This is a genomic window from Solimonas variicoloris DSM 15731, assembly GCF_000382285.1.
GTDB lineage: Bacteria > Pseudomonadota > Gammaproteobacteria > Nevskiales > Nevskiaceae > Solimonas > Solimonas variicoloris.
In genome coordinates, this window is record NZ_KB907938.1 from 37,155 (window position 1) to 63,945 (window position 26,791).

Sequence of the window (26,791 nt, forward strand, 5' to 3'; positions counted from 1 at the left end):
AGGTGCGCCGCGAGTCACGCGCCGGCGGCGCAGCCGCGGTTCGCCAAGACGAGTCGGCGCGTACGACCTCCCGCCACCGCCGGCGTTCAGGAGCGGAAGATGAAGTAGACGGCACCGCACATGCGTCAGCGCGGCCCAGAGGTGCGCCGCGAGTCACGCGACAGCGGCGCAGCCGCGGTTCGCCAGGACGAGTCGGCGCGGACGACCTCCCGCCACCGCCGGTTTTCAGGAGCGGAAGATGAAGTAGACGGCACCGCACATGCAGAGCGCTGCCCAGAGGTAGTCCAGCTTGATCGGCTGCTTCATGTAGAGCACCGCGAACGGCACGAACACGGTCAGCGTGATGACCTCCTGCATGATCTTCAGCTGCGGCAGCGACAGCGTCGTGTAGCCGATGCGATTGGCCGGCACCTGGATCAGGTACTCGAACAGCGCGATGGCCCATGAAATCAGCGCCGCGACGTACCAGGCCTTGTCGCGCAAGTCCTTGAGGTGCGCGTACCAGGCGATGGTCATGAAGACGTTCGACAGCACCAGCAGTCCGGCCGCCTGCGCGGCCACGGCATAGTTGATCGGCATGGAAGGTTTTCCGGAAACGACGCGCGAGTCTGCGGCGGCGGCCCGCGCCGGTGCAACGCACGCTACTGTCCGCCACAAAAAAAGCCGGCGGGAATCCGCCGGCCTTTCTTCGTGGCGAGCTTCGCGTCAGAGCGGCAGGATCGACGCCTCGCGCGTGTAGTGCACGTAGCCGAGGCTGGCGCCGGCGCGCAGACCGACGCCGGTGCGAATCGGCGCGAGCACGATGTCGCCGCTCTTCTGGTAATTGACGCCGACGCCGGCGACCACATAGAGGCTGCCGTCGACGGCCGGAAAGCGCTGGAACAGCTGGCTCGACGAGCGCAGGTTGTAGACCAGCGTGAAGACCTTGGAGGCATTGCCGCCGAAGTCCCAGCCGATCGACGGTCCCTGCCAGTAGACCTTCTGGCTGTCGCCGCCTTTGAACTGCAGCGTGCCCTTGCCGTAGCGCAGACCGACGATCGCGGCGCCGCCGCCTTCGTTGCCGTAGATATAGGCGTTCGGGCGGCCGTAGTCGGAGAACGTGCGCTCGATCGCCTTGGCGAGACCCTCGCTGGTCGAGCCGAAGAACTTCGACGCCGCCTGCGTGACCTCGTCGGCGCTGTAGGTCTGCGACTCGGACGACTGCGCCGGCGGCGCGCCCTCGGCGGGCTGCGGTGCCTGGATGTCGCCGGGCTGCGCGTCCTGGCCGATCGCCGCCTGCGCCGACAACAGGCCGGCGGCGAGCGCGAGGCCGCAAGCAATGCCGGCGAGCCACGGCTTGCGCGTGATGTTCATGGTCTGCTGCTCCTGATGAGGGCCAATAGTGTGCACTAGGCCACGGGGGCTCTTAATCGTGACTGAACTCGCCGCCGGCGCCGTGCGATCCCGCACCGTCAGCCGCCGGCGGCGATGCGCGCGCGCACGAAATCGGCGTGCGGCACGAACAGCAGGTCGGCGAGCTGGCGGATCAGCGCTTCCTCGCGCGGCTCGATGCGGCCGTCGGCGAGCGCGACGCGCCACAGCCAGCCCAGCAGCTGGCGCTTGCCGTCGGCGTCGAGCTCGGCATTGAGCGTGCTGACGAACTCGTGCAGCGAAACCGCGGTGCCGGCGCTGTCGAGCGCGCGCTCGATCAGCGCGTCGGTGTGCGCGGCGTCGAGGCCGAGGCCGTCGGCGAGCTGCGCGCGGATCAACGCCAGTTCCTCCGGGCCGCGCTCGAAGTCGGCACGCGCCGTCTCCAGCAGCAGCACCGCCATCGCCAGGCTGCGGTCGGGAACGGTTTTCGGCGGCGGCGAGAACGCCGCGGTCAGCTTGTGCAGCAGGCTCATCGTCAGGGCAAGAGATCAGAACGACAGACCGAGTCGCAGGTTATAGACATCGTTGCGGCCGAAGCGTTCGTACTCCGGCGTGAGGTCGAAGAAGAACATGGCGATGCGAACGCCGGCGAAGAAGCGGCCGGCGTCGACGCTTTCGTCACGCAGGTCGTAGGTCTGCTTGACGCCGTCGGCCGCCTTGGTGCGCGACGACACATAGCCGCCGCCGACGTACGGGGTCAGGAACGCGAAGCCCTTCGACAGCACCGCATCGACGCCCCAGGCGCTGTAGTCGAAATCGTCGATGTTGTTGGTCGAGGTGTAGTTGGCGCCGATCGCCAGTGCCGGCATCGCCACGCCGCCGTCGAGCACCGCGTAGCGCACCTGCGCGCCATAGGCCGCGGCGCCGCCGGAGCTCGGAATGCCGGTATAGAAGAAGCCGACGTCGAAGCCGAGCGGCAGGCCCGCGGTGACAACGCCGCCGGCCATGCCGATTTCGCTGATGTCGCGGCTGGTCAGCGTGCGCCAGGCGTCCTCGTTCTTGACCGGCGCGTAGCTGCCGATCGCGGCGACGCTGAAGCCGAGCAGGCCGGCCGGTTCGGCCGGACCGAGAATCTTGTAATTGACGAGCGCGGTGACGTCCTTGGCGACGTCGCGGAACGCCTCGGCGCAGCTCATGCCGGCGGCCGGCGTGCAGTCGATGCGGAAATCGTCGGCCCAGGCCAGCGGCGCGGCGGACGACAGAGCGAGAACGGCGATGAGGCGGCGCATGATGGAACTCCCTTGGATCTCTCAGGTGGTACCGGCGCGCGCCGAGCATAGCAGCAGCGCGCGGCCGTGAATTTCTAGTCGGCGAAATGCTCGCGGATGAACGGCAGCACAACCTCGTTCAGATCGGCGATGCGGTTGTGGAAGAAGTGGCCGACGCCGTCCATCGTCACCAGCTGCGGCGGCGGAGCGTAGGTCTCGAGGATCTGGCGCGTCGGTTCGTAAGCGACGACTTCGTCGTCGCGGCCGTGCACGACCAGCCACGGACAGCGCGGCCGCGGCGGCGGCGGCGCATCGGCGAAATACTTGGCGAACGGCGGCGCGATGCTGATCTGCGCGACCGGCGCCAGCCGCGCGGCGGCCGCGGTGCTGACCCAGGCGCCGAACGAGAAACCGGCCAGCAGCAGACGGCCCTGCGGCAGGCGCTCGCCGAGCCACTGCGCAAGGAACACGGTGTCGTCGGTCTCGCCGCGACCCTCGTCGTGCACGCCCTGGCTGCGACCGACGCCGCGGAAGTTGAAGCGCAGCGCGTAAAGCCCGGCATTCTGCGCGCACGAGGCGAGCGCATAGGTCACCTTGTTGCTCATCGCGCCGCCGTACAGCGGATGCGGATGGCAGACGACGGCATAGCCTGGCTGCGCCGAGGGCACGCGCGGCCCCGAGATCATCGCCTCGATCAGGCCGGCCGGGCCGGGAATCAGCACGGTCTTGTTGTCGCCGGCGGCGGGGAGATCGGGGTGCATGCGCATCGCAGGTTCGGTCGGGGGGCGCCATTTTGCCTCAATGCACGTTTTCGCTTGCCAAGGCTCCCGGCGACCGGTCAGCATCGGCGCCCATGAACGCTCCGCCCGCCGATCTGACGTCGCGCTATCCCCGCCTCGCCGAGATGGTCGGCATCGACCTGCGCACGCTGGCGCTGTTCCGCGTCGTGCTCGGTCTGGTCCTGCTCTGGTGCGTGCTCAGCTCGTTCCGCGACCTGACGGCGTTCTGGACCGACGCCGGCGTGATGCCGCGCGCCTGGCTGATCGAAACCGACAGCCTCTGGCGGCTGTCGCTGTACCTGGCCAACGGTCAGGCCTGGTTCGCCGGCCTGCTGCTGCTGATCCAGGCGGCCTGCGCGCTGCTGTTCGCGCTCGGCTGGCGCACGCGCGTCGTCGGCATCCTGTCGTTCGTGCTGTGGGCCTCGTTCATCAATCGCAATCCGGTGGTGCTGATCGGCGGCGATCTGCTGCTGTGCTGCCTGATGTTCTGGTCGATGTTCCTGCCGCTGGCGGCGCGCTACTCGGTCGACGCGGCGCTGTCGACGAATCCGCCGCCGGCGCAGCACCTGCACGTGTCCTGGGCCTCGCTCGGCCTGCTGATGCAGGTGATGTCGGTCTACTTCTTCAGCGCGATCCTCAAGTCCGGCCGCGAGTGGTGGCCGGACTTCACGGCCGTCTACTACGCGCTGATGCTCGACCGCCACGCGCTGCCGCTCGGCCACTGGCTGCTGAACTTCCCCGGCCTGATGAAGTTGCTGTCGGTCTATGTCTACGTCCTCGAACTGCTCGGCCCGATCCTGATCTTCACGCCGTATTTCCTGCGTCCGGTGCGCTTCGCGCTGATGCTGGCGTTCATGGCGATGCACGTCGGTTTTCTGCTGTGCCTGCAGATCGGCCACTTTCCGTTCGTCAGCCTCGCCTCGCTGACGACGTTCACCGGCGGCTGGGTCTGGGACGCGCTGGCGCGCCGCCGCGCCGCACGCCAGACCAGCGGCGCGCTGCGCATCTATTACGACCGCGACTGCGGCTTCTGCCTGAAGTCGGTGCTGCTGATGCGCCAGCTCCTGCTGCTGCCGGACGCGCAGATCGCGCCGGCCCAGGACACGCCGCGCGCGCGCACCTTGCTGGAGGCGAACCACTCCTGGGTGGTCATCGACCGCGACGAGCAGGCCTACCTGAAATGGCCGGCGTTCACCGTGCTGCTGCACCGCTCGCCGCTGTTCGCCTGGCTGTGGCCGCTGCTGCGCCGGCCGGCGCTGGTCGCGCCGGGCAACGCCGTCTACCACTTCGTCGCCCGCCATCGCGGCGCCTTCGGCCGCGTCAGCGCCGCGCTGCTGCCGCAGCGGCCGACCGCGTTCGAGGTCGGCGCGGTCTGGTACCGCGTCGCCGGCGCCTTCGTCGCGCTGGTGCTGATCTGGAACCTGCACACGATCCATGTGCTGCCGGGCGCCAGCTACCGCGCGATGATTCCGCTGTTCCGCGTGCTGCGCATCGACCAGCTCTGGAACATGTTCGCGCCGTTCCCGCTCAAGGACGACGGCTGGTGGGTGTTCCCGGCGCGCCTCGCCGACGGCACCGAGCTCGACCTGCTGCATCCGCGGCGCGGCGCACCGGACTACGACAAGCCGGACAACTACGCGCTCGACCAGGAGAACATCCGCTGGCTGACCTATCGCGGCCGGCTCTGGGACCGCGCCTACGCCGGCCATCGGCTGTGGTATGCGAAGTATCTCTGCCGGCAGTGGAACGACCGTCTCGGCGCCACGCCCGAGGATCGCGGCCGGCGCCTGATGACCTTCAAGATGGTCTACATGCTCGAGCGCACGCCGCCGCCGGGCCAGGCCGCGAGCGTCGAGCAGCAGGTGGTCTGGCGCCACGAGTGTTATCCGGACGAAACCAAGGGCCAGATTCCGTGAGCGCGGTCGCCGCCGGCGCCGGTCTCGACCTCGTCGACATCGGCGCGAACCTCGCGCACGACAGCTTCCACGCCGACTTCGAGGCGATGCTCGAACGCGCGCGCGCGGCCGGCGTCACCCAGATCGTCGTCACCGGCAGCTCGCTGGCCAGCGCCGAGCAGGCGCTGCTGCTGGCGCAGCGGCATCCGGGCCGGCTGTACGCGACCGCCGGCCTGCATCCGCACCACGCCGCCGAATGGAGCGATGCGCTCGGCGCGCGCCTGCGCGCGCTGGCGGCGGCGCCGGAACTGGTCTCGATGGGCGAATGCGGGCTCGATTACTTCCGCAACTTCGCGACGCACGATGAGCAGCGGCGCGCCTTCGCCGCGCAGCTGGCGCTGGCGATCGAGCTGCGCAAGCCGCTGTTCCTGCATCAGCGCGACGCGCACGCCGATTTTCTGGCCATGCTCAAGGCGCATCGCGCCGAGCTCGGTGACGTCGTCGTGCACTGCTTCACCGACACGCGCGAGGCGCTGAACGACTACCTCGCGCTCGACTGCCACATCGGCATCACCGGCTGGATCTGCGACGAGCGCCGCGGCGCGCACCTGCTCGAAGCGGTGCGCGACATCCCGGACGCGCGCCTGCTGATCGAGACCGACGCGCCGTACCTCTTGCCGCGCAACGCGCCGAAGCACCTGACGCGCGACCTGCACCGGCGCAACGAGCCGGCCTTCCTTCCGTGGGTGCTCGAGGCCGTGGCCCGCGCCCGCGGCCAGACGCCCGCCGAGGTCGCGCAGCACAGCACGGCGAACGCGCGCCGCTTCTTCGGACTGCCGGAGCCGCCGCGGCACTGAAGCGGCGGCGACGGCGCCATGCAAAAGGGCCGCCTCGCGGCGGCCATTTGCGACCCTCGATCCGGCTCAGCCCTGTTTCGGCTGGGCGACCAGACGCAGATACGGCTTCAGCGCCTTCCAGCCCTGCGGGAACAGCTTCCTGGCGTCCTCGTCCTTGAGCGCCGGCACGATGATGACGTCCTCACCCGGCTTCCAGTTCACCGGCGTGGCGACCTTGTACTGATCGGTCAGCTGCAGCGAGTCGATGACGCGCAGGATCTCGTCGAAGTTGCGGCCGGTCGATGCCGGGTAGGTGATGATCAGGCGGACCCTCTTGTTCGGGTCGATGATGAACACGCTGCGCACGGTGAAGCTGTCGCTGGCGTTCGGATGGATCATGTCGTAGAGATCGGCGACCTTGCGGTCGGCGTCGGCGATCAGCGGAAAGTTCAGCGCCGCGCCCTGCGTCTCCTCGATGTCCTTGCTCCAGCCGTAGTGGTCCTCGAGCTTGTCGACCGACAGGCCGATCGCCTTGACGTTGCGCTTGTCGAACTCCGGCTTGAGCTTGGCGGTGTAACCGAGCTCAGTCGTGCAGACCGGCGTGTAGTTCTTCGGGTGCGAGAACAGCACGCCCCAAGAGTTGCCGAGCCACTCGTGGAAGCGGATGCGGCCTTCGGTGGTCTCGGCTTCGAAATCGGGTGCGATGTCGCCCAGTCTCAGGGTCATGTCGGGTCTCCGTCCGGCGGTAAGGAAGGCCCGTATTAGGAACCGCGCCCGGGACGACTTCAAGGCATAAGCCAAGACCGCTTGGCGATAAGGCGCGCGCCCTGCCCGCGCGCCGACCGCGGCGCGCGGGCGCGGCCGAGATCGCCGTTCAGCGCACGACCGGCAGCAGCAGGCGGCTAGCGTGCGCGGCGCCGCGATGGACGCTCTGGGTCGCCGCCCGGTAATCGGCGGGCCGCGCGTCGAAGAGGTTGTCGACCCAGGTTTGCGGATTGCGGTCGTAGAGCGGGAACAGGCTGGACTGCACCTGCACGCCGATGCGATGCCCCGGCAGGAACACGTGATCGACGTTCGGCAGCGCGAAGCGGTAGGTCTCGACCTTGCCCGGCGTCAGCGCCCGCGGCGCGTCGAAGCCGTGCACGTAGCGACCACGGAAGATCTCGATGCCGACCGGCAGCTCGAAGCCGGCCAGGCTCGGCTTGGAACCTTCCCGGGCCGGTTCCGGCGAGTCGTCCGGATAGATGTCGATCAGCTTGACGACCCAGTCGCTGTCGCGGCCCGAGGTCGCCGCGTACAGCTCGACGCCCGGCGCGCCCATGATGTGCAGCGACGCGTCGAGCGGCGCGCTTTCGTAGACCAGCACGTCCGGGCGATCCGAGACGAAGCGCTGGTCGTGCACCAGCCACGGCTTCCACTGGAACGGATCGCCCATGTGGATCGGCCGCGGCAGGAACGGCACCGGCTTGGCCGGATCGGAGACGTAGTCGTCGTGGCCGGCCTGCGCCGGCTTGTCGAAGCTGAGACCGAAGCCGGCGCTCAGGTACAGCGGCGTCGGCGTGCCCATCGGCCAGCGCGGCGATTCGTTCCAGCGATCGGCGCCGGTCGCGTAGCTCAGCGCCGCCGGCGTGCGCGGGTCCGCACCGTCCTTGAGGTAGTGGTCGAAGAACGGCTTGAGATAGCGCGTGCGGAATTCGGCGGCGGTGTCGCCGCGGAAGGTCAGCGCACCGAGCTCGTAGCCGTAGTGATTGACGCCGGAGTGGCGCCACGGGCCGATGACCAGCGAGACCGGCGCCCGGCGCCGCGGCGAATCCGCGAGCGCCCGGTAGACCGCCGGCGCGCCGTACGAATCCTCCTGGTCCCACTGGCCGACGATCAGCATCGTCGGCACCGTCAGCGGCCGCTGCGCCAGCAGCGCGTCGACCGCCTGCAGCGACCAGAACGGCGTGTACGCCGGGTTCTGCATTAGCTTCTGCACGAACGGGATCGCGTCGAGCCCCCATTGCCGCGCGAAGTCGCCGGCCGAACCGGCCTTGAGATAAAGCGTGTAGTCGTCGCCGGCACCGTGCGGAATCGCGCTGCCGCTGCCCTTGTCCTGGCTCATCTCCAGCGCGTAGTCGAAGCTGCTGACGCGAAACGCACCGTTGTGGAACCAGTCGTCGCCGCGCCAGCCGTCGACCATCGGGCTCTGCGGCGCGGCGGCCTTGAGCGCCGGATGCGGATCGATCTCGGCCATCAGCGCCGTGAAGCCGAGATAGCTCGAACCGATGATGCCGACCTTGCCGTTGCTCTCGGCGACGTTCTTCACCAGCCAGTCGATGGTGTCGTAGGCGTCGGTCGACTCGTCGATGCCGCTGTCGTTGAGCGGCCCGGCGAGCGGGCGGTTCATGATCCACTCGCCTTCCGAGTGATGCAGGCCGCGGATGTCCTGGTAGACGCGGATGTAGCCGTCGTCGACGAACGGCGCGTCCATCGCCGGCAGCACCTCGGTGAGCTTCTGGCTGGCGACGCGCGCGGTCGACTTCTGGGCGTCGTACGGCGTACGCGACAGCAGGATCGGCGCGTCCTTCACGCCCTTGCGCATGAAGATCACGGTGTACAGCTTCACGCCGTCGCGCATCGGCACCATCTCGACGCGCTTGATGAAGTCGGCCGACGGGCGCAGCTCGTCGTAGGCCGTCACGATGTCCGGCGTCATCGGCGTGACGCGCGCCGGCGCGGCGCCGGCGGCGGCAGGGGCGGCAAACGCGAGAGCGGCAGACAGCAGCAGTCCGGCAGACAGCGACGCGGCAGTTTTCATCGATCGGTCCGGTGGTCGGCTATCAGGATTCCCGCACGGCACCCGTGCACCGATGGCGGGTGCCCCCAGGACGGCGAGCATAGGCACGGCGCCGGCCTGCGGCAACGCATCGACTGCTGGCCGACGATCCTCCTGCCCTCGCGCATTCCTCGCGAGCGGTGCTCCCCGGCTCGCACGGCAACGGATACGCGGCCTCTGCCGTCAGCCGGATCGTGCGCGACGTACGGGCGCCGTCAGTGGCGCGCCGCGGCGACCGGCACGGCCGCCGGCGCCGTGCGGCGCAGGAAGCGCAGCGCCAGACCGATCGCCGCGACCGTCAGGCCGAAGATGAAGCCACACCACACGCCGGCCGGCCCGAGCTCCGTGCGCAGCGCCAGCCAGGCGGCGAGCGGCAGGCCGACGATCCAGTACGCGGTGACGGTGATCAGCATCGGCAGGCGCGTGTCCTTGATGCCGCGCAGCGCGCCGTTCGCGGTCGCCTGCACACAATCGACGATCTGGAAGATCGCCGCGTAAACGAGGAAACCCATCGCCAGCTTCGCGACCGGGGCGACGTTGGTGTAGAGTGCGACGATGGTATCGGGCAGCAGCAGCATCAGGCTCGCCGAGAACACGGCGAAGCCGACACCGATCGCCATGCCGACGCGGCCGCGCAGCGCGACCGCGGCGGCGTCGCCGGCACCGGCGGCAAGGCCGACGCGCACCGTCGCGGCCATGCCGACCGACAGCGGGATCATGAACATCACCGAGGTGAAGTTGATCGCGATCTGGTGCGCCGCCATGGTCTCGGAGCCGAAGCGCGCGACGATCAGCGCGCCGATCTGGAACAGGCTCGACTCGGCGAACAAGATCGCGGCGATCGGCAGGCCGAGCGGCAGGACCTGGCGCGTCGCGTCGCGCCACGGCCATGCGCCCGGACCGAGGATGTGCAGCGCCCGCAGCACCGGCGTGCGCCAGTACTGCGCGGCGTAGACGAAGACCATCGAGCAGTCGGCGAGCGCCAGCGCGTAGCCGGCGCCGGCCGGGCCAAGCTCCGGCAGGCCGAGGCGGCCGTACATCAGCCCGTAGCCGAGCGTGCCGTTGACGACGAAGCCGACCAGCCCCGACACCAGCGACAGCCGCGTCAGGCCGTGCGCATCGGCGGCGTTGCGCTGGACGAAGTTGATGCAGGCCGGCACCGGCGCCAGCGCGATCGCGCGCAGATAGCCATCGGCGTAGGCGCGCGTATCGGATGCCAGACCGAGGAGGTCGAGCACCGGCTCACGCAGCAGCAACAGCAGCGCCGTCCACAGCAGGCCCATGACGATCGCCAGCAGCAGCGCGCCGCGCACGAAGCGGCCGATCTCGAGCGGATCGCGGCGCGCGCCGATCTTCTGCGCGACGATCGGCGACACCGCCATGAACAGACCGGAGAAGAACACGAACAGCAAGAAGAAGACGTTCGCGCCGACCGCCACCGCCGCCAGCTGCGCGGCGCCGAGGCGCCCGGCGAGAATGGTGTCGACCGCGCCCATGCTGACGAAGGACAGCTGAGCGACGACGATCGGCCAGGCGAGCTTGAAGTATTCGCGCGCCTCGGCGCGGAACACGTTTCGTTCGAGAGTGTGCATATCGGCAACCGCGAGAGGTGATCTCCCGCCGTCGGCGGGAACGAAGCGCCGCCGGAACCAGCGGGGCGCGTAGTCTGGGCATTTTCGCGCGGCGATGCCAGAGTACGAACGACGCAGCCGCCACCGCAGGCGCGTCCGCCCGCCACGCCCGCCACCGCTTCGCCGCCGATCCCTCCATGTTCAAGCTGCCGACGACCGCGACCGCACCGTTCTGTCCGTCCGAGGTGCGCGGCAGCGTCGCGATCCGTCCCGGCCTGCCGGCGTGGAAGAAGCTGCTGGCGTTCTGCGGCCCCGGCCTGCTGGTCTCGGTCGGCTACATGGACCCCGGCAACTGGGCGACCGACATCGAGGCCGGCGCCAAGTACGGCCATGCACTGCTGTTCGTGGTCGCCGCCGCCAGCCTCGCGGCGATGCTGCTGCAGACGCTGGCGATGAAACTCGGCGTCGCCACCGGCTACGATCTCGCGCGCCTGTCGCGCGAGCATTACGGCCGCCGCGCCAATACCGCGCTGTGGCTGCTCGCCGAGCTGGCGATCGTCGCCTGCGATCTCGCCGAGGTGCTCGGCAGCGCGCTCGCGCTGCATCTGCTGTTCGGCGTCAGCGTGCTGACCGGCGTGGTGCTGACGGCGGCGAGCACGCTGGTCGTCATCGGTCTCAAGGGCAAGGGCTTCCGCCGGCTCGAAGCGATCGTGCTGGCGCTGGTGGCGACGATCGCGTCGTGCTTTCTCGTCGAACTGCTGCTGGCCGGCCCCGAATGGAGCGCGGTGCGCGAGGGCCTGATGCCGCATGCCGGACTGGCGACCGACCGCGAGGCGGTGTACCTGGCGATCGGCATCGTCGGCGCCACGGTGATGCCGCACAACCTCTACCTGCACTCGTCGATCGTGCAGACACGACGCCTCGGTGAAGGCGAGGCGGCGCGGCGCGAGGCGATCCGCTTCCTGCGCGTCGATACCGTCGTGTCGCTGGCACTGGCGATGCTCGTCAACGGTGCGATCCTGGTGCTGGCGGCGACCGCGTTCCACGGCACCGGCTATGCCGACGTCGCCAGCATCGAGGACGCCTACCGTCTGCTCGAACCGGTAGTCGGCACCGCCGCCGCCGCGCTGCTGTTCGGCATCGCCCTGCTCGCCGCCGGCCAGAGCTCGACCTTCACCGGCACGATCGCCGGGCAGATCATCATGGAAGGCTTCCTCAACCTGAAGATCCCCTGCTGGCGGCGGCACCTGATCACGCGCGCGCTGGCGCTGGTGCCGGCCTTCATCGGCGTCGCCGTGCTCGGCGAGCACGCGGTCGGCACGCTGCTGGTGCTGAGCCAGGTCGTGCTGAGCCTGCAGCTGCCGTTCGCGCTGTACCCGCTGCTCCGCTTCACCGGCCGGCGCGACATCATGGGCAGCTTCGCCAATGGTCCGCTGACGCGCATCGCCGGCTGGAGCCTGTTCGTCGCAATCAGTGCGGCCAATCTGTGGCTGCTCGCGCAATTCCTGTAGCCGTCGCGGAATCGGTAAGCTTGCGCCGATGAATCCTTCCGCCGCCACCGGGCCGCAGCCGGCCACCGCGCCGGCCGCCGCGCTCGCAATCACCCTGGTCAGCTGTCCGCCGGACGCCGCCGAGCGCATCGCCCGGCACCTCGTCGACGCGCGTCTGGCGGCCTGCGTCAGCGTGCTGCCGCAGCTGCGCTCGATCTACCGCTGGCAGGGCGCCGTCGAGCAGGCGGACGAAGCGCTGCTGCTGATCAAGCACCCGGCCGCGGGCTTCGAAGCGCTGCGCGCGGCGGTCCTGCGCGAGCATCCGTACGAACTTCCGGAAATCGTCGCGGTCCCTGTCGGGGCCGTTCACCCGCCCTATCTCGACTGGATTCTCGCCTCGTGCGCCTGATGCCTGCCCGCGGCTTCGCCGCCCTCGCCCTGCTCGCCTGCACCAGTGCCGGCGCCGCGCCGGGCAATGCCCTCGAGCGCCGCGCCAGCGTCGACGACTTGCTGCCGGCGGCGCAGGCCTTCGACCTGATGCCGATCGAGCGGCGCGGCGCGCAGCTGCATCTGAGCTGGAACATCGCGCCGGGCTACTACCTGTACCGCCAGCGTATCCGCGTCGAGCTGCTCGGTCCGACCGCGGCCGGCCTGCGGCCGATCCGCCTGCCGCAGGGCATCGACCACGTCGACGAGCATTTCGGCGCCGTGCAGATCTACCGCGGCCTGCTCGAAGCCGAGGTGCCGCTGAACCTGCCGGCGGCCGCGGCGCAGCAAGCGCTGCGACTGCGCGTCAGCTTCCAGGGCTGCGCCGACGCCGGCGTCTGCTATCCACCGCAAACCCTCACGCAAACGCTGAATCCCTGACATGCGCAAGCCTGCCGTCTTCATCGCCCTCGCCCTGCTCGGCGCCGCCGCCGGCGCGCTGTCGTACCGGCACTTCGCGCAGCCGAAGGTCGAGCGCGCGACGACCATCGCCCCGGCGCTGAGCTTCGCGACGCTCGACGGCAAGACGCTGGCGCTGTCGTCGCTGCGCGGACGCTGGGTGCTGATCAACTTCTGGGCCTCGTGGTGCGCACCGTGCATGGACGAGCTGCCGCATCTGGTCGCCGCACAGAGCAACTACGGCTCGCTGGGCCTGCAGATCATCGGCCCGGCCCTCGACGAGCCGGCCGCGGTGCAGCCGCTGCTGCGCCGCTTCCAGATCAACTATCCGGTCGCCGCCAACTTCAGCGCCGGCGACGCCGCGATGCGCGAGCTCGGCAACGACCGCGGCGCGCTGCCGTTCTCGGTGCTGATCGATCCGGACGGCTTCGTCGCCGAACGCGTGCTCGGCGGCATGAGCGCCGAACAGCTGCAGCAGCTGCTGCAGCGGCATCTCGGCCGCTCCTGAGCCCGGACCGCCAAACGCACCGAAATGCCGCGATCTTGTAGGTAACTGCCTGTAAATCCTATTTCGCGCTTGTTTTCGGCGACAGGGCTGCGGCAGAATCGGGCCATACCAAGAACGCGAGCACTCTGCTTGAGCCACCTGCTGCTGATCAACGGGCCCAACCTGAACCTGCTGGGCACCCGTGAGCCGGGCGTGTACGGGCACCAGACCCTGGCCGACATCGAGCGAGAGCTGGGCACCGAGGCCGCACGGCTCGGCCACCAGCTGTCGAGCTTCCAGAGCAATCATGAAGGCGCGCTGGTCGACCGCGTCCAGCAGGCCCGTGCCGACGGCGTCGCCTTCATCCTGATCAACCCGGGCGCGTACACGCATACCAGCGTGGCGCTGCGCGACGCGCTGCTGGCCGTCGCCATCCCGTTCATCGAAGTGCATCTGTCGAACGTCCACGCCCGCGAGCCGTTCCGCAAGCACTCGTATCTGTCCGACATCGCTTCGGGCGTCATCGCTGGCTGCGGCGCGCTGGGTTACCGGCTCGCACTGCAGGCGGCGCATGCACGCCTTTCGCAAAACTGACAAGCGCATCCCTGAGGAGGGAGCAATGGATTTACGCAAGATCAAGACGCTGATCGATCTCGTCGAGCAGTCCGGCATCTCGGAGCTGGAAGTGCGCGAGGGTGAGGAATCAGTGCGCATCAGCCGCCAGATGGCGGCGCCGGTGCAGCCGGTCTATGCCGCGCCGCTTCAGGCGCCGGCAGCGCCGGCCGCCGTGGCCGCGCCTGCAGCGCCGGCCCCGGTCAAGGCCGACAACCGTCACATCGTCAAGGCGCCGATGGTCGGCACCTTCTACCGCGCGCCGTCGCCGGGCGCCAAGCCGTTCGTCGAGATCGGCCAGACCGTCAAGGCCGGCCAGGTGCTGTGCATCATCGAGGCGATGAAGATGCTCAACCAGATCGAGGCCGACAAGGCCGGCGTCGTCGTCGAGGTCCTCGCCGAGAACGAAAAGCCGGTCGAGTTCGACCAGCCGCTGTTCGCCATCGAGTGAACCGGAACAGCCCCTTCCGGCCATGAAAGAGATCAAGAAAATCCTCATCGCCAACCGCGGTGAGATCGCCCTGCGCATCCTGCGCTGCTGTCGCGAGCTCGGCATCAAGACGGTCGCCGTCTATTCGACCGCCGACCGCGAGCAGAAGCATGTCGCGCTCGCCGACGAGGCCGTCTGCATCGGCCCGCCGCAGGCGGCGCGCTCCTACCTGAACATGGCGGCGATCATTTCCGCCGCCGAAGTGACCCAGGCCGACGCCATCCATCCGGGCTACGGCTTCCTGTCCGAGAATGCCGACTTCGCCGAGTCGGTCGAAAAATCCGGCTTCATCTTCATCGGCCCGCGTGCGGAGACGATCCGCCTGATGGGCAGCAAGACCAACGCCAAGGCCGAGATGATCGCCGCCGGCGTGCCCTGCGTGCCGGGCAGCAACGGCGTGCTGCCGGACGACGACGACGAGTGCATCCGCATCGCCGCCGAAGTCGGCTATCCGGTGCTGATCAAGGCTGCCTCCGGCGGCGGCGGCCGCGGCATGCACGTGGTGCGCGCGGAAGGCGATCTGATCCAGAAGATCCAGCTCGCGCGCACCGAGGCGCAGGCCGCGTTCAAGGACGGCTCCGTGTTCATGGAGAAGTACCTGGAGACGCCGCGCCACATCGAGTTCCAGGTGCTGTCCGACGGCCAGGGCAACGCGATCCATCTCGGCGAGCGCGACTGCTCGATGCAGCGCCGCAACCAGAAGGTCGTCGAGGAATCGCCGGCGCCGGGCATCACCGAGGAGCAGCGCGAGGAGATCGGCACGCTCTGCGTCGAGGCGTGCAAGCGCATCGGCTATCGCGGCGCCGGCACCTTCGAGTTCCTCTACGAGGACGGCCGCTTCTACTTCATCGAGATGAACACCCGCATCCAGGTCGAGCACCCGGTGACGGAGATGGTCACCGGCGTCGATCTGATCAAGGAAATGATCCGCATCGCCGACGGCAAGCCGCTGAAGAAGAAGCAGGGCAACATCCGCATGCGCGGCCACGCGATCGAGTGCCGGATCAACGCCGAGAACGCGCGCACCTTCGTGCCCTCGCCCGGCGAGATCAAGAAGTACCACGCGCCGGGCGGCCCGGGCATCCGCCTCGACTCGCACTGCTACGCCGGCTACAAGGTGCCGCCGCACTACGACTCGATGATCGGCAAGCTGATCGCCTACGGCTCCGACCGCAAGAGTGCGATCGCGCGCATGCGCCAGGCGCTGGCCGAGATGGTGATCGAGGGCATCCAGACCAACATCCCGCTGCAGCGCCGCATCATGGCGGACCCGGTGTTCAAGGAAGGCTCGCACCACATCCACTACCTCGAGAAGATGCTCGAGCAGTGGGCGACGGAGGAGTGAGCAAAGCGAGAAGGCCTTGAAGGGCAAGCTCGCCTTGCGAACGCCCGGCCGGTATTTGCCCATGGCGAGGCACGACGCAAGGTCCTGCCGAGTCGGGCAAGGACGGCCGGGCCGGCGGTCGATTCGGCTGGACCGTCGCGCCAGTGGCGGTCGCGCAGCAACAGGAAAAGCCCCGGCCCGCCGGGGCTTTTTCGCATCTGCAGCGCATGATCAAATGCCCGCGCCATGTGGCGGTGCAGCAATAGTCAGCCCGAGCCCCCCTCACTAAGCTCGCCGCCATTTCCGGTTTTCCATTGCATTGCAGGAGAGACAGATGAAGCCCTACGGCCGCAAGGTGGCGATCCTCGGCGGATCGCGCATTCCGTTCGCCCGTTCGAACACGGCGTACGCGACGAAGTCGAACCAGGACATGCTGACGACGGCCTTCAAGGGCGTCGTCGACAAGTTCCAGCTGCATGGCGAAGCGCTCGGCGAAGTCGCCGCCGGTGCGGTGCTGAAGCACTCGCGCGACTTCAACCTGTGCCGCGAGTCGGTGCTGTCGTCGGGCCTGGCGGCCGAAACGCCGGCCTATGACCTGCAGATGGCCTGCGGCACCGGCCTGCAGGCAGCGATCAACATCGCCAACAAGATCGCGCTCGGCCAGATCGAGTCGGGCATGGCCGGCGGCACCGACACCACCTCGGACGCGCCGATCGCGGTTGGCGAGAAGCTGCGCAAGATCCTGCTCGAACTCAACCGCGCCAAGACCACCGGTCAGCGCCTCGCGGCGCTCGCCAAGTTCCGTCCGGCGATGCTGGCGCCGCAGATTCCGACCAACGGCGAGCCGCGCACCAAGATGAGCATGGGCCAGCACACCGAAGTGATGGTCAAGGAATGGAAGATCCCGCGCGAAGCGCAGGATCAGCTCGCCTACGAGTCGCACAAGAAGGCCGCCGCCGCCTGGGAAGCCGGCTTCTTCGACGATCTCGTCGTGCCGTTCTCGGGCCTGTCGCGTGACAACAATCTGCGCGCGGACATCACCCTGGAAAAGCTGGCGTCGCTGTCGCCGGCCTTCGACCGCAAGTCGGGCCAAGGCACGCTGACCGCCGGCAACTCGACGCCGCTGACCGACGGCGCCTCGGCGGTGCTGCTGGCGTCGGAAGACTGGGCCAAGGCGCACGGCTACAAGCCGCTCGCCTACATCACGCACGCCGAGACCGCCGCCGTCGACTTCGCCGGCCGCAAGCACGAAGGCCTGCTGATGGCGCCGGCCTATGCCGTCGCGCGCATGCTCAACCGCGCCGGCCTGAAGCTGCAGGACTTCGATTTCTACGAAATCCACGAAGCTTTCGCCGGCCAGGTGCTGTGCACGCTGAAGGCCTGGGAAGACCCGAAGTTCTGCCGCGAGAAGCTCGGCCTCGATGCGCCGCTCGGCGCGATCGACCGCGCCAAGATGAACGTCAAGGGCGGCAGCCTCGCCGCCGGCCATCCGTTCGCGGCGACCGGCGGCCGCATCCTCGCCTCGCTGGCGAAGATCATCGACGAGAACAACGGCGGCCGCGGCCTGATCTCGATCTGCGCGGCCGGCGGCCTCGGCATCACCGCGATCGTCGAGCGCGCCTGAGGCTCCGGGCGATCGCCGGCAGCTCCGCTGCCGGCGTCGCCTGCGCACCATAGCGATATGAAAAGCCCGGTTCGCCGGGCTTTTCGTTTCTGGTGGTCTTTCCGCTCGGGCGCGGAGCAGGCTTTGTGCATAATCGACCGATCCTCATCGGGAGTCCCGCTTCATGAGCCTGCTGCGCACCAAAGCCATCGATCCGAACGCCCATACCGGGTTGCGCCGCTGCCTGACGGCCTGGGATCTGACCCTGCTCGGCATCGGCTGCGTGATCGGCACCGGCATTTTCGTGCTGACCGGCGTCGCCGCCGCCGAGCACGCCGGTCCGGCGATCGTGCTGTCGTTCGTGATCTCGGGATTGGCCTGCGCGTTCTCGGCCCTGTGCTACGCCGAGCTGTCGAGTGCGATCGGTGGCAGCGGCAGCGCCTACGGCTACGCCTATGCCGGCATCGGCGAGTTCCCGGCCTGGATCATCGGCTGGCTGCTGCTGCTGGAATACACGGTCGCCACCGCCACCGTGTCGATCGGCTGGTCGGGCTACTTCGCCAAGATCCTGTCCGGCTTCTTCGGTTTCGAACTGCCGGCGGCGTGGACGTCGTCGCCGTCCGAAGGCGGCATCTGCAACGTGCCGGCGATGGCCATCGTGCTGGTGCTCGCCCTGCTGCTGTCCTGGGGAGTGAAGGAATCGGCGCGCTTCAACGGCGTGATGGTGATCGTCAAGCTGGCGACGATCCTGATCTTCATCGCGATCGCCGCGCCGCACGTCGATCCGGACAACTGGTCGCCGTTCATTCCCGAACGCGTCGTCGACGCCAACGGCCAGTCGCATTACGGCATGATGGGCATCGCCACCGCCGCGGCGCTGATCTTCTTCGCGTACATCGGCTTCGACGCCGTCTCGACCGCCGGCGAAGAAGCGATCAATCCGCAGCGCGATCTGCCGATCGGCATCCTGGCGTCGCTGGCGGTCTGCACGCTGCTCTACATCGTCGTGTCCGGCATCCTGACCGGCGTCGTGCCGTACCAGCAGATCGACCTCAAGGCCCCGATCGCCGCGGCGATGGGCCGCCTCGGCATCAGCTGGGCGCAGGGTCTGGTCGCGACCGGCGCGATCTTCGGCATCACCACCGTCATGCTGGTGCTGTACTACGGCCTGACCCGCATCGTGCTGGCGATGAGCCGCGACGGCCTGCTGCCGTCGGCGATGGCGACGCTGCATCCGCGCACGCAGACACCGGTCAAGCTGATCTTCAGCAGCGGCATCGTCATCGCGCTGATCGCCGGCCTGTCGCCGATCGGCAAGGTCGCCGAGCTCGTCAACCTCGGCACGCTGGGCGCGTTCTTCCTCGTCTGCCTCAGCGTCATCGTCCTGCGCCGCACGCGTCCGGACATGCCGCGTCCGTTCCGGGTGCCGGCCGTACCGCTGGTGCCGATCCTCGGCATGGGCTTCTGCGGCTGGCTGATGCTGAGCCTGCCCGGACTGACCTGGGTAGCGTTTTCGATCTGGATGGCGCTCGGCCTGACGCTCTACTTCGCGTACTCGCGCCGGCACAGCGCGCTCGCTCCGAAGATCGCCTGAGCGTCCGCGCCGATCTTCAACGCGGGCGGTCGGCCCGCGTATGATCGCGGCGATGCCGAACCCGCCTTCCACTCCGAACGTCGACGCGCACGCCCGCGCACTGCGCAGCGGCGTGCTGCTCGTCAACCTCGGCACGCCGGATGCGCCCGAGGCTCCGGCGATCCGCCGCTACCTCGCCGAGTTCCTCAGCGACCGGCGCGTCGTCGAACTGCCGCGCCCCTTGTGGTGGCTGATCCTGCACGGCTTCATCCTGCCGTTCCGGCCGGCACGCCTCGCGCATGCATACCGCAGCATCTGGACGCCCGACGGTTCGCCACTGCTGGCGATCAGCCGCGCGCAGCAGGCCGGCCTGCAGGCGCGCCTCGGTGCCGACATTCCCGTCGCGCTCGGCATGCGCTACGGCACGCCGTCGATCGCCGGCGCGATCGATCAGCTGCTGGAGGCCGGCGCGCGCCGCATCGTCGTGCTGCCGCTGTATCCGCAGTATTCGGCGACGACCACGGCCTCGGTGTTCGACGCCGTGCTCGCGCACGTGCAGCCGATGCGCTGGTGGCCGGAACTGCGCCTGGTCAACGGCTATCACGACCTGCCCGACTACATCGACGCGCTCGCCGACTCGGTGCGCGCGCACTGGCAGCTGCACGGCCGCGGCGAGCACCTGCTGATGTCGTTTCACTCGATCCCGCTGCAATACCTGACGGCCGGCGATCCGTACTACTGCTTCTGCCAGAAGACCGCGCGCCTGCTGGCGGCGGCGCTGCAGCTGGCCCCGGAGCAATGGAGCCTCAGCTTCCAGTCCCGAATCGGCCGCGCCAAATGGCTGTCGCCGTACACCGACCAGACCGTCGAGCGCCTCGCCCGCAGCGGCGTACGCACGCTCGACGCGATCTGCCCCGGCTTCTCCGCCGACTGCCTGGAGACGCTCGAGGAGGTGGCGCTGCGCTACGCGGAGCAATTCCGTGCCGCGGGCGGCGAGGCCCTGCGCTACATCCCGGCGCTGAACGCCGGCGAACGGCACCTCGACGTGCTCACCGAACTCGCCCGGCAGCATCTGGCCGGCTGGCCCGACGTCAGCCGCCCGGACCCGGCCGCGGCCGCCCCCGAGCGCATCGCGCGCCTGCAGCGCGGCTTCTGACTTCAGCCGCCGGCTCGCCGGCACCGCCACGGGCCCCGTGCCGCCGGCAATCCTCCGCGCGGCAGGCCGGCGCCTGCACGCGCTGCACGGCGCGACGGCCCTGCCCGCTCAGCACGCCACCACGGCCCCGACACGAAAAAAACCCCGCTGCCTCTCGGCAGCGGGGTTTTCCTGAAGCGACGTCCTGAGCCGGCTTATTCGCCGCGAGTGCGGGTTTCCGCACGGCGGTTCTGGGCGCGACCTTCAGCGGTATCGTTCGTCGCCACCGGCTTCGACTCGCCGTAAGCGTACGTGTTCAGACGGCCCGGCTCGACGCCCTTGCGCAGCAGGTACTGCTTGACGGCGTTGGCGCGGCGTTCCGACAGACCCTGGTTGTAGCCTTCGGTGCCGACCGAGTCGGTGTGACCGGAGACGTCGACCTTCAGGGCCGGATACTTCTCGGAAACCTGATTGATGACATTCGCCGCATCGTCGAGCATTTCCTTCGAGTAATCCGACAGATCGGACTTGTCGAACTCGAAGTGCACGTCCTCGAAGCGCAGGTCGGCGCCGGAACCGATGATCTTGAAGCGGCCGGAACCGAGCGTCGTCGGGCAGCCCTTGTCGTCGACCGCGACACCAGGCGGCGTACCCGGGCACTGGTCCAGACCATCCGGCACGCCATCGCCGTCCGAATCGATCGGGCAGCCCTTGGCATCGACCTTCACGCCCTTGGGCGTGCCCGGGCACAGATCGGCGTCGTCCGGCACGCCGTCGCCATCCGAGTCCTTGACCTCGAGCACCGGCTTGGCCGGCTTGTCGCCGAGCGCGGCAACCAGGCCGACCTTGACGACCGGCTCGCCGAAGGCGCTGACACCCGGAATGTCGCCGGCGTCGAGCCAGCGGTAGCGGACGTCGGCGCGCATGCCGAGGTGATCGCTGAAATACTTGAAGAAGCCGACGCCGGCGTCGACGAACGGATCGGTCGACTTGTTACCGGTGGTCTTCAGCTCCGTCCGCATCGCGCCGACGCCGAGGCCGACGTACGGCGAGAACTTCGGATCGCGCGAATAGAAGAACATGCCGTCGAGCTTGGCACCGTACTGGCGCCAGTTGTTCGGATTGGCGGCGCCGTCCTTGTCGAACTGGTCCCAGGATCCGCTGAACTCCCAACCCCAGTACTGGTTGATGGCCTTGCCTGCGCCGATGTACCAGCCGTTGCCGTTGTCGGAGTTGCGGTCACCGTCCTCGAACGTATAGGTGTAACCGCCACTGATGTACGGCCGCATTTCCTGCTCCGCTTCCTGCGCCAGAACCGGCATGGCGACAGCGGCGAGCAGTAACGCAAGTCCGGCACGGTGCATTTTTTTCATTGCCGAATCTCCCAACCTCTTGTTTATCCAGAACAGCCCGAAAGCGTGTGCAGCCTGAAACATTATACGCAAGCCGTTTTGCACTGCAGCGTAAATTTATTGGAGGCTTGCCAAGCACGCGGCGCTTGCGCACCCTCCGCTTCTGCGGCGATTCTGCCCCGTAAACTAGAAGTTTTCCAGCAAGTTGGACTCTCCGGACCCCGCATGAGCGAATTCCTGACGGCCTATGGCCTGTTCCTTGCCAAGACTGTGACCTGGGTCGCGGCCCTGGCGGTCAGCGGCCTGTTGCTGGCGATCGTGATCCGCGCCGCGCGCGGCGGATCGGCCGGCGGCGAACGACTCGAGGTGCGTAACCTCAACGAGCGCTACGAGGATCTGGCCGACGCGATCCGCGATCAGACGTTCAGTGACGCGGAACGCAAGCTGCTGCTCAAGGAGCGCAAGCGCCACGAGCGCGAACGCCGCAAGGCCCGTCCCCAGGCCGACGACGGCAAGCCGCGCGTCTACGCGCTGCAGTTCCACGGCGACCTGCAGGCCTCGGCGGTCGACGCACTGCGCGAGGAGATCAGCGCCGTCTTGCAGGTGGCGCGTCCGGGCCGCGACGAGGTCCTGCTCCGGCTCGACAGCGAAGGCGGCATGGTGCACGGCTATGGCCTCGCGGCCTCCCAGCTGGCGCGCCTGCGCAGCGCCGGCGTGCACCTGACGGTCGCCGTCGACAAGGTGGCGGCCAGCGGCGGCTACTTGATGGCCTGCGTCGCCGACCGCATCCTCGCCGCACCCTTCGCGATCGTCGGCTCGATCGGCGTGGTCGCCCAGCTGCCGAACTTCAATCGCCTGCTCAAGCGCCTCGACGTCGACTACGAGCTGCACACGGCCGGCGACTACAAGCGCACGCTGACGCTGTTCGGCGAGAACACCGAGGCCGGCCGCGAGAAATTCCGTTCCGAGATCGAGGAAACGCACGCGCTGTTCAAGCGCTTCGTCGGCGAATACCGTCCCAAGCTCGACATCGCGCGCGTCGCGACCGGCGAGCACTGGTTCGGCAGCCAGGCGCTCGAACTGCAGCTCGTCGACCAGCTGCAGACCAGCGACGACTACCTGCTCGCACGGACCCGGGACGCCGAACTCTACGGCCTGCGCTTCCGGCGCCGGCAAGCGCTCGCGCAGCGCCTGTCGGACGGCCTCGTCAAGCTTGGCCTCGGCCTGCGGCGCAGCGTCGAGGAAACCGCGCTGTCGCAGCGCTATTAGTGCCCTCACCGGGCCTGAACCGTTCACGCACGATTCGGAGAAACTGCATGAAGCTGTCCAGCCGCAGCCTGTCCGCCAGCGGTCGCATCCCCGGCCGTTGCGCCTTCGCCGAGAAGGCGCCGTTCGGCCACGTCCGCCTCGCCCGGAACCGCAGCCCACACCTGCGCTGGAGCGGCGCGCCCGCCAGCACCCAGAGCTTCGTCGTGACCGTCATCGACGCCGACGCGCCGACACGTCCGGACGACGTCAACCGCGACGGTCGCGTGGTGCCGGCCGCGTTGCCGCGCGCCGAGTTCGTGCACTGGCTGCTCGCCGACCTGCCGCCGTCGCTGAACGAGCTTGCCGAAGGCGCCTGCAGTCAGGGCGTCGCCGCGCACGGCAAGACGCAGCCGGCCGGGCCGGAAGGTTCGGTGCAGGGGCTCAACGACTACACCGGCTGGTTCCAGGGCGACGCGGCGATGGAAGGCCGCTACCTCGGCTACGACGGCCCCTGCCCGCCGTGGAACGACGCACGCGTGCATCGGTACACCTTCGAGGTGCTGGCCCTCGATGTGCCGTCACTCGGACTGGCGCCGGGCTTCAGCCTCGCCGATCTGCGCCGCGCGGCGGACGGACACGTGCTGGCGCGCGCCGCGATCGTCGGCCGCTACAGCCTGAACCCGGCGCTGCGCCTGCGCTGAGCCGACGGCCCGACCCCGGAAACTATTGAACGACGCGGCGGTCTTACCGCCGCTGCCTATCCGCAGCCTGATCCCGAGACTTTCTTCGATGTCAAAAGAATTCGCCGTCAAGCTCATCGCTCCGCTCGCAGTTTCGGCGTCCATCCTCGGCGCCGCCCTGATGATGTCCTCGGCGCCGCGCTCGGCGCACGCCGACATCCCGGTCACCACCCAGCCGCAGCAGCAGTTGCCCGTCCAGGGCGGCGTGCCCTCGCTGGCGCCGATGCTCAAGCCGGTGATGCCCGCCGTCGTCAACATCTCCGTGACCGGCGAGGTCGAAGTCCGCAATCCGCTGATGGACGATCCGTTCTTCCGCCGCTTCTTCGACGTGCCCGACCAGCCGCAGGAGCGCGAGTTCCAGTCGGTCGGCTCCGGCGTCATCGTCGACGCCGCCAAGGGCTATGTCATCACCAACAACCACGTCGTCAAGGACGCCAAGGAGATCAAGGTCCGTCTCAACGACGATCGCGAGTTCGAGGCCAAGCTGATCGGCCGCGACGACGGCACCGACGTCGCCGTGCTGCAGATCAAGGCCGACCAGCTCACGGCGCTGCCGCTCGGCAACTCCGACGCCCTGCAGGTCGGCGACTTCGTCGTCGCCATCGGTTCGCCGTACAACCTGCGCCAGACCGTCACCAGCGGCATCGTCTCGGCGCTCGGCCGTACCGGCATCAGCGACGGCCTCGGCGATTTCATCCAGACCGACGCCTCGATCAACCCGGGCAACTCCGGCGGCGCGCTCGTCAATCTCAAGGGCGAGCTGGTCGGCGTGCCATCGATGATCTACTCGCAGTCCGGCGGCAACGTCGGCATCGGCTTCGCGATCCCGGTCAAGCTCGTCAAGAACATCATGACGCAGCTGATCGAGCACGGCTCCGTGGAGCGCGGCCGCATCGGCGTGGTCGGCGGCCAGGAAGTCACGCCGGAGCTCGCCAAGGCCCTGAACCTGCCGAGCAGCCGCGGCGCCCTGATCGGCCGCGTCGTGCCCGACTCGCCGGCCGCCAAGGCCGGCCTCAAGGCGGGCGACCTGATCGTCGCCGCCAACGGCAAGGACATCACCGACTTCCCGCAGCTGCGCAGCATCGTCGGTCTGATGCGCGTCGGCGACAAGGTCGACTTCAAGCTCTACCGCGACGGCAAGCTCAAGAACGTCACCGTCACCATCGGCAAGGACACGCAGCAGACGGTCGCCGTCACCAAGGACGTCTCGCCGCGCCTGGCCGGCGCCACGTTCGCGGTGGTCGACGACAGCATGCGTGACGAGGACATCGACAGCGGCATCGTCGTGAAGTCGGTGCAGCAAGGCTCGCCGGCGGCCAAGGCCGGCCTGCGCCCGAACGACGTCATCATCGCCGTCAACCGCCAGCCGGTGACGACGATGGAAGACTTCAACAAGCTGATCGCCGGCAAGGGCCAGCTGCTGCTGCAGCTGCGCCGCGGTCCGGGCGCGCTGTTCCTTCTTCTGCAGTAAGCGACACGCCCGCCGTTGCGGGCCGGCGGCGGCGCCAGTAGACGATATACTGGGCCGCCGCCTTTTTTGTCCGCCGCAATGATTGAATCCGAACTCCAGCAGCTCGAGGATCGCGTGCAGCGCCTGATGGCCGCTTACCGCGAGGCCCGGCTCGAGCAGAAACGCGCCCTGCAGGAGCGCGACCGCTTGCTGGCACTGAACGCCGAATTGCGTCGCCGCATCGAAGGCATCGTCGAGCGCGTGCGCTCGCTCGAATCGGAGCAGGAACCATGACTGTCGACAAGGACGCCGCCGAGCCGCTCAGCATCACCGTGCGCATCATGGGCAAGGAGTACGCCGTCGCCTGCCCGCCCGACGAGCACGAGGCGCTGATCAAGTCCGCCGACTACCTCAACGAGCGCATGACCAGCATCCGCAAGCGCGGCAAGGCGCTCGGCGCCGAGCGCATCGCGGTGATGGCAGCACTCAACATCGCGCGCGAGCTGCTCGAGCTCAAGGGCGTCGACGGCGTTGCGCAGGCCGATCCGCAGGCCGTGCAGCGGTTGCGCCAGCTCGCGCTCGACATCGACTCGACGATGTCGCTCGAGTGACGAGCGGTCGAGCCGCACGAAGCACCCGTGATATCCTTTGCTCGTGTCTCCTGCGGTGTTCGCGAATCGGTTTGGTACCCTTGAGCCTATTTGCAAAACCCCGGGAACCCTAACCACGCCGGGCGTGCAGGCCCACCACGCAGTGGGAAGCCCAATGGCATGGCGAGGTGCCCACTTGAGACTACGTCTCAAGGTCGAAGACCGATGACGGCACAGGCGGGAGACACCTATACACGCAAGCAGGCGCTGCGCCGCGAACTCCGCGCGCGGCGCCTTCTCGTTTCCGGCGCCTGCAGCCGCCGCGCGTCGCGGCAGGCGGCACGCCACGCGCTGGCGCTGCTGCGTGCGTTGCGCGCGCGCCGCGTCTGCGTCTACCTCTACTACGGCAGCGAACTGCCGACCGGCAAGCTGATCGCCGTGCTGCGCGGCGCAGGCGTGCGCGTGGCCGTGCCGCGCATCCTGGGTCCGGGCCGGATGCGCTTCGAGTGGCTGCGCCATGACGCGGCGCTGCGCCGCAACCGCTACGGCATCGCCGAGCCGGCGCGCCACGGCGCGCGCGTGCGGCGCGCCGAACTCGACGCCATCATCCTGCCGCTGCTCGGCTTCGATGCGCGCGGGGCCCGGCTCGGCACCGGCGGCGGCTATTACGACCGCTGGCTCGCGCGCCCGCGCATCGGGCGCCGGCCGTGCTATCTCGGCTACGCTTACGCGATCCAGCAAGTCGACCGTCTCCCGCGCGATCCGTGGGATGTACCGCTCGACGCCGTGATTACCGAACAGGGAGTGAAATGGCCTATTGGCTGATGAAGTCCGAGCCCGACGTCTTCTCGATCGACGATCTCGCGGCCCGCCCGAAACAGACCGAACCGTGGAACGGCGTGCGCAACTATCAGGTGCGCAACATGTTCCGCGACCAGTTCGAGATCGGCGACGAGGCGTTCTTCTATCACTCCAACGCCAAGGTGCCCGGGATCTACGGCGTGATGAAGGTTGCCTCCAAGGCCTATCCCGATCCGACGCAGTTCGATCCGAAGTCCGAGTACTACGACCCGAAGGCCACGCCCGAAGCGCCGCGCTGGCTGCTGGTCGACGTGAAGTTCGTGCGCAAGCTGGCTGCGCCGGTGACGCTGGCGACGCTGCGCGCGCATGAGCCCAACCTCAAGGGACTCGCCTTGCTGGCGCCCGGTACGCGCCTGTCGGTGGTGCCGGTGCGCCCGACACACTGGCGCTACATCCTCGGCCTCGAAGGCCGCTGAGCACACTGCGCTCGGCGC

Annotated in this window: 28 protein-coding genes and 1 other RNA gene; 20 read left to right on the forward strand and 9 right to left on the reverse strand. The window is 68.6% G+C overall.

The features are described from left to right. Positions 1 to 225 precede the first annotated feature (225 nt). From H149_RS0114390 to H149_RS0114410, 5 genes are all read right to left on the reverse strand, one after another. Positions 226 to 579 (reverse strand): DMT family protein, encoded by a 354-nt coding sequence (locus tag H149_RS0114390; RefSeq protein ID WP_020650468.1) that lies wholly within the window; start codon positions 577 to 579, stop codon positions 226 to 228. A gap of 126 nt (positions 580 to 705) precedes the next feature. Next, the gene (locus tag H149_RS0114395; RefSeq protein ID WP_020650469.1) at positions 706 to 1,353 is read right to left on the reverse strand and encodes a DUF1134 domain-containing protein; all 648 of its coding nucleotides are present in this window, start codon (positions 1,351 to 1,353) and stop codon (positions 706 to 708) included. Between the two features lie 98 nt (positions 1,354 to 1,451). Next, the gene (locus tag H149_RS0114400; RefSeq protein ID WP_020650470.1) at positions 1,452 to 1,883 is read right to left on the reverse strand and encodes a tellurite resistance TerB family protein; all 432 of its coding nucleotides are present in this window, start codon (positions 1,881 to 1,883) and stop codon (positions 1,452 to 1,454) included. 15 nt (positions 1,884 to 1,898) lie between these two features. Then, complete coding sequence (locus tag H149_RS0114405; protein ID WP_020650471.1) at positions 1,899 to 2,639, reverse strand: DUF6588 family protein; 741 nt, start codon at positions 2,637 to 2,639, stop codon at positions 1,899 to 1,901. A 74-nt stretch (positions 2,640 to 2,713) separates the two neighbouring features. Next, complete coding sequence (locus H149_RS0114410) at positions 2,714 to 3,379, reverse strand: alpha/beta hydrolase (RefSeq protein ID WP_245540534.1); 666 nt, start codon at positions 3,377 to 3,379, stop codon at positions 2,714 to 2,716. A 92-nt stretch (positions 3,380 to 3,471) separates the two neighbouring features. Here H149_RS0114410 and H149_RS0114415 point away from each other — a divergent pair, with 92 nt between their 5' ends. Next, positions 3,472 to 5,313, forward strand: a complete 1,842-nt coding sequence (locus H149_RS0114415; protein ID WP_020650473.1) for a DCC1-like thiol-disulfide oxidoreductase family protein — start codon at positions 3,472 to 3,474, stop codon at positions 5,311 to 5,313. Further along, complete coding sequence (locus H149_RS0114420) at positions 5,310 to 6,149, forward strand: TatD family hydrolase (RefSeq protein WP_020650474.1); 840 nt, start codon at positions 5,310 to 5,312, stop codon at positions 6,147 to 6,149. The genes H149_RS0114415 and H149_RS0114420 overlap by 4 nt, the downstream gene beginning before the upstream one ends. 66 nt (positions 6,150 to 6,215) lie before the next feature. Here H149_RS0114420 and H149_RS0114425 read toward each other — a convergent pair whose 3' ends face one another. The 3 genes from H149_RS0114425 to H149_RS0114435 form a co-directional block, all read right to left on the reverse strand. Continuing rightward, complete coding sequence (locus H149_RS0114425) at positions 6,216 to 6,854, reverse strand: peroxiredoxin (protein ID WP_020650475.1); 639 nt, start codon at positions 6,852 to 6,854, stop codon at positions 6,216 to 6,218. 148 nt (positions 6,855 to 7,002) lie between these two features. Continuing rightward, entirely contained in the window at positions 7,003 to 8,928 is a 1,926-nt protein-coding gene (locus tag H149_RS0114430; RefSeq protein ID WP_020650476.1) for a CocE/NonD family hydrolase, read from the reverse strand. 233 nt (positions 8,929 to 9,161) lie between these two features. Beyond that, on the reverse strand, positions 9,162 to 10,538 hold the full coding sequence (locus H149_RS0114435; RefSeq protein ID WP_039749080.1) for an MATE family efflux transporter: 1,377 nt from the start codon (positions 10,536 to 10,538) through the stop codon (positions 9,162 to 9,164). Between the two features lie 176 nt (positions 10,539 to 10,714). On the opposite strand from H149_RS0114435, the gene H149_RS0114440 reads away from it, so the two are divergent. The 10 genes from H149_RS0114440 (at position 10,715) to hemH (ending at position 20,137) form a co-directional block, all read left to right on the forward strand. Beyond that, complete coding sequence (locus tag H149_RS0114440) at positions 10,715 to 12,028, forward strand: Nramp family divalent metal transporter (protein WP_020650478.1); 1,314 nt, start codon at positions 10,715 to 10,717, stop codon at positions 12,026 to 12,028. 28 nt (positions 12,029 to 12,056) lie between these two features. Beyond that, a complete protein-coding gene (cutA, locus tag H149_RS0114445; protein ID WP_020650479.1) occupies positions 12,057 to 12,416 on the forward strand; it encodes a divalent-cation tolerance protein CutA in 360 nt (119 codons plus the stop codon). Beyond that, positions 12,416 to 12,874, forward strand: a complete 459-nt coding sequence (locus H149_RS0114450; protein ID WP_083931005.1) for a protein-disulfide reductase DsbD domain-containing protein — start codon at positions 12,416 to 12,418, stop codon at positions 12,872 to 12,874. Before cutA ends, H149_RS0114450 begins: the two co-directional genes overlap by 1 nt. A 1-nt stretch (position 12,875) precedes the next feature. Continuing rightward, the gene (locus tag H149_RS0114455) at positions 12,876 to 13,400 is read left to right on the forward strand and encodes a TlpA family protein disulfide reductase (RefSeq protein WP_020650481.1); all 525 of its coding nucleotides are present in this window, start codon (positions 12,876 to 12,878) and stop codon (positions 13,398 to 13,400) included. 129 nt (positions 13,401 to 13,529) lie between these two features. After that, complete coding sequence (gene aroQ / locus H149_RS0114460; protein ID WP_020650482.1) at positions 13,530 to 13,973, forward strand: type II 3-dehydroquinate dehydratase; 444 nt, start codon at positions 13,530 to 13,532, stop codon at positions 13,971 to 13,973. Positions 13,974 to 13,998: 25 nt separating this feature from the next. After that, on the forward strand, positions 13,999 to 14,442 hold the full coding sequence (gene accB / locus H149_RS0114465; protein WP_020650483.1) for an acetyl-CoA carboxylase biotin carboxyl carrier protein: 444 nt from the start codon (positions 13,999 to 14,001) through the stop codon (positions 14,440 to 14,442). Between the two features lie 22 nt (positions 14,443 to 14,464). Then, on the forward strand, positions 14,465 to 15,826 hold the full coding sequence (gene accC, locus H149_RS0114470) for an acetyl-CoA carboxylase biotin carboxylase subunit (protein ID WP_020650484.1): 1,362 nt from the start codon (positions 14,465 to 14,467) through the stop codon (positions 15,824 to 15,826). A gap of 313 nt (positions 15,827 to 16,139) precedes the next feature. Then, entirely contained in the window at positions 16,140 to 17,429 is a 1,290-nt protein-coding gene (locus H149_RS0114475; protein WP_020650485.1) for an acetyl-CoA C-acetyltransferase, read from the forward strand. Between the two features lie 163 nt (positions 17,430 to 17,592). Further along, entirely contained in the window at positions 17,593 to 19,002 is a 1,410-nt protein-coding gene (locus H149_RS0114480; protein WP_020650486.1) for an amino acid permease, read from the forward strand. A 52-nt stretch (positions 19,003 to 19,054) separates the two neighbouring features. Next, positions 19,055 to 20,137 (forward strand): ferrochelatase, encoded by a 1,083-nt coding sequence (hemH, locus tag H149_RS0114485; RefSeq protein ID WP_051101875.1) that lies wholly within the window; start codon positions 19,055 to 19,057, stop codon positions 20,135 to 20,137. Between the two features lie 194 nt (positions 20,138 to 20,331). Here the strand turns inward: hemH and H149_RS21130 are convergent, their stop codons facing one another. After that, positions 20,332 to 21,489 (reverse strand): OmpA family protein, encoded by a 1,158-nt coding sequence (locus H149_RS21130; RefSeq protein WP_169518358.1) that lies wholly within the window; start codon positions 21,487 to 21,489, stop codon positions 20,332 to 20,334. Between the two features lie 204 nt (positions 21,490 to 21,693). Between H149_RS21130 and sohB the strand changes: the two genes are divergently transcribed. The 8 genes from sohB to H149_RS0114525 all read left to right on the forward strand — a co-directional run bounded on the left by sohB (position 21,694) and on the right by H149_RS0114525 (position 26,773). Next, positions 21,694 to 22,737 carry a protease SohB gene (gene sohB / locus H149_RS0114495; RefSeq protein ID WP_020650488.1) on the forward strand — a complete coding sequence of 348 codons (1,044 nt, stop codon included), beginning with the start codon at positions 21,694 to 21,696 and terminating at the stop codon, positions 22,735 to 22,737. A gap of 47 nt (positions 22,738 to 22,784) precedes the next feature. Further along, entirely contained in the window at positions 22,785 to 23,417 is a 633-nt protein-coding gene (locus H149_RS0114500) for a YbhB/YbcL family Raf kinase inhibitor-like protein (RefSeq protein ID WP_020650489.1), read from the forward strand. An 88-nt stretch (positions 23,418 to 23,505) separates the two neighbouring features. After that, positions 23,506 to 24,927: a DegQ family serine endoprotease gene (locus H149_RS0114505; RefSeq protein WP_020650490.1), complete on the forward strand. Its 1,422-nt coding sequence runs from the start codon at positions 23,506 to 23,508 to the stop codon at positions 24,925 to 24,927. 78 nt (positions 24,928 to 25,005) lie between these two features. Further along, on the forward strand, positions 25,006 to 25,200 hold the full coding sequence (locus H149_RS0114510; RefSeq protein ID WP_020650491.1) for a hypothetical protein: 195 nt from the start codon (positions 25,006 to 25,008) through the stop codon (positions 25,198 to 25,200). Next, entirely contained in the window at positions 25,197 to 25,517 is a 321-nt protein-coding gene (locus H149_RS0114515; RefSeq protein WP_020650492.1) for a cell division protein ZapA, read from the forward strand. The genes H149_RS0114510 and H149_RS0114515 overlap by 4 nt, the downstream gene beginning before the upstream one ends. Positions 25,518 to 25,561: 44 nt before the next feature. Then, positions 25,562 to 25,744: non-coding RNA, 6S RNA (gene ssrS, locus H149_RS22815), on the forward strand. A gap of 19 nt (positions 25,745 to 25,763) precedes the next feature. Continuing rightward, positions 25,764 to 26,321, forward strand: a complete 558-nt coding sequence (locus H149_RS0114520; protein ID WP_083930999.1) for a 5-formyltetrahydrofolate cyclo-ligase — start codon at positions 25,764 to 25,766, stop codon at positions 26,319 to 26,321. Further along, positions 26,306 to 26,773, forward strand: coding sequence for an EVE domain-containing protein (locus H149_RS0114525; RefSeq protein WP_020650494.1), 468 nt, complete (start codon positions 26,306 to 26,308; stop codon positions 26,771 to 26,773). The genes H149_RS0114520 and H149_RS0114525 overlap by 16 nt, the downstream gene beginning before the upstream one ends. Positions 26,774 to 26,791 lie beyond the last annotated feature (18 nt).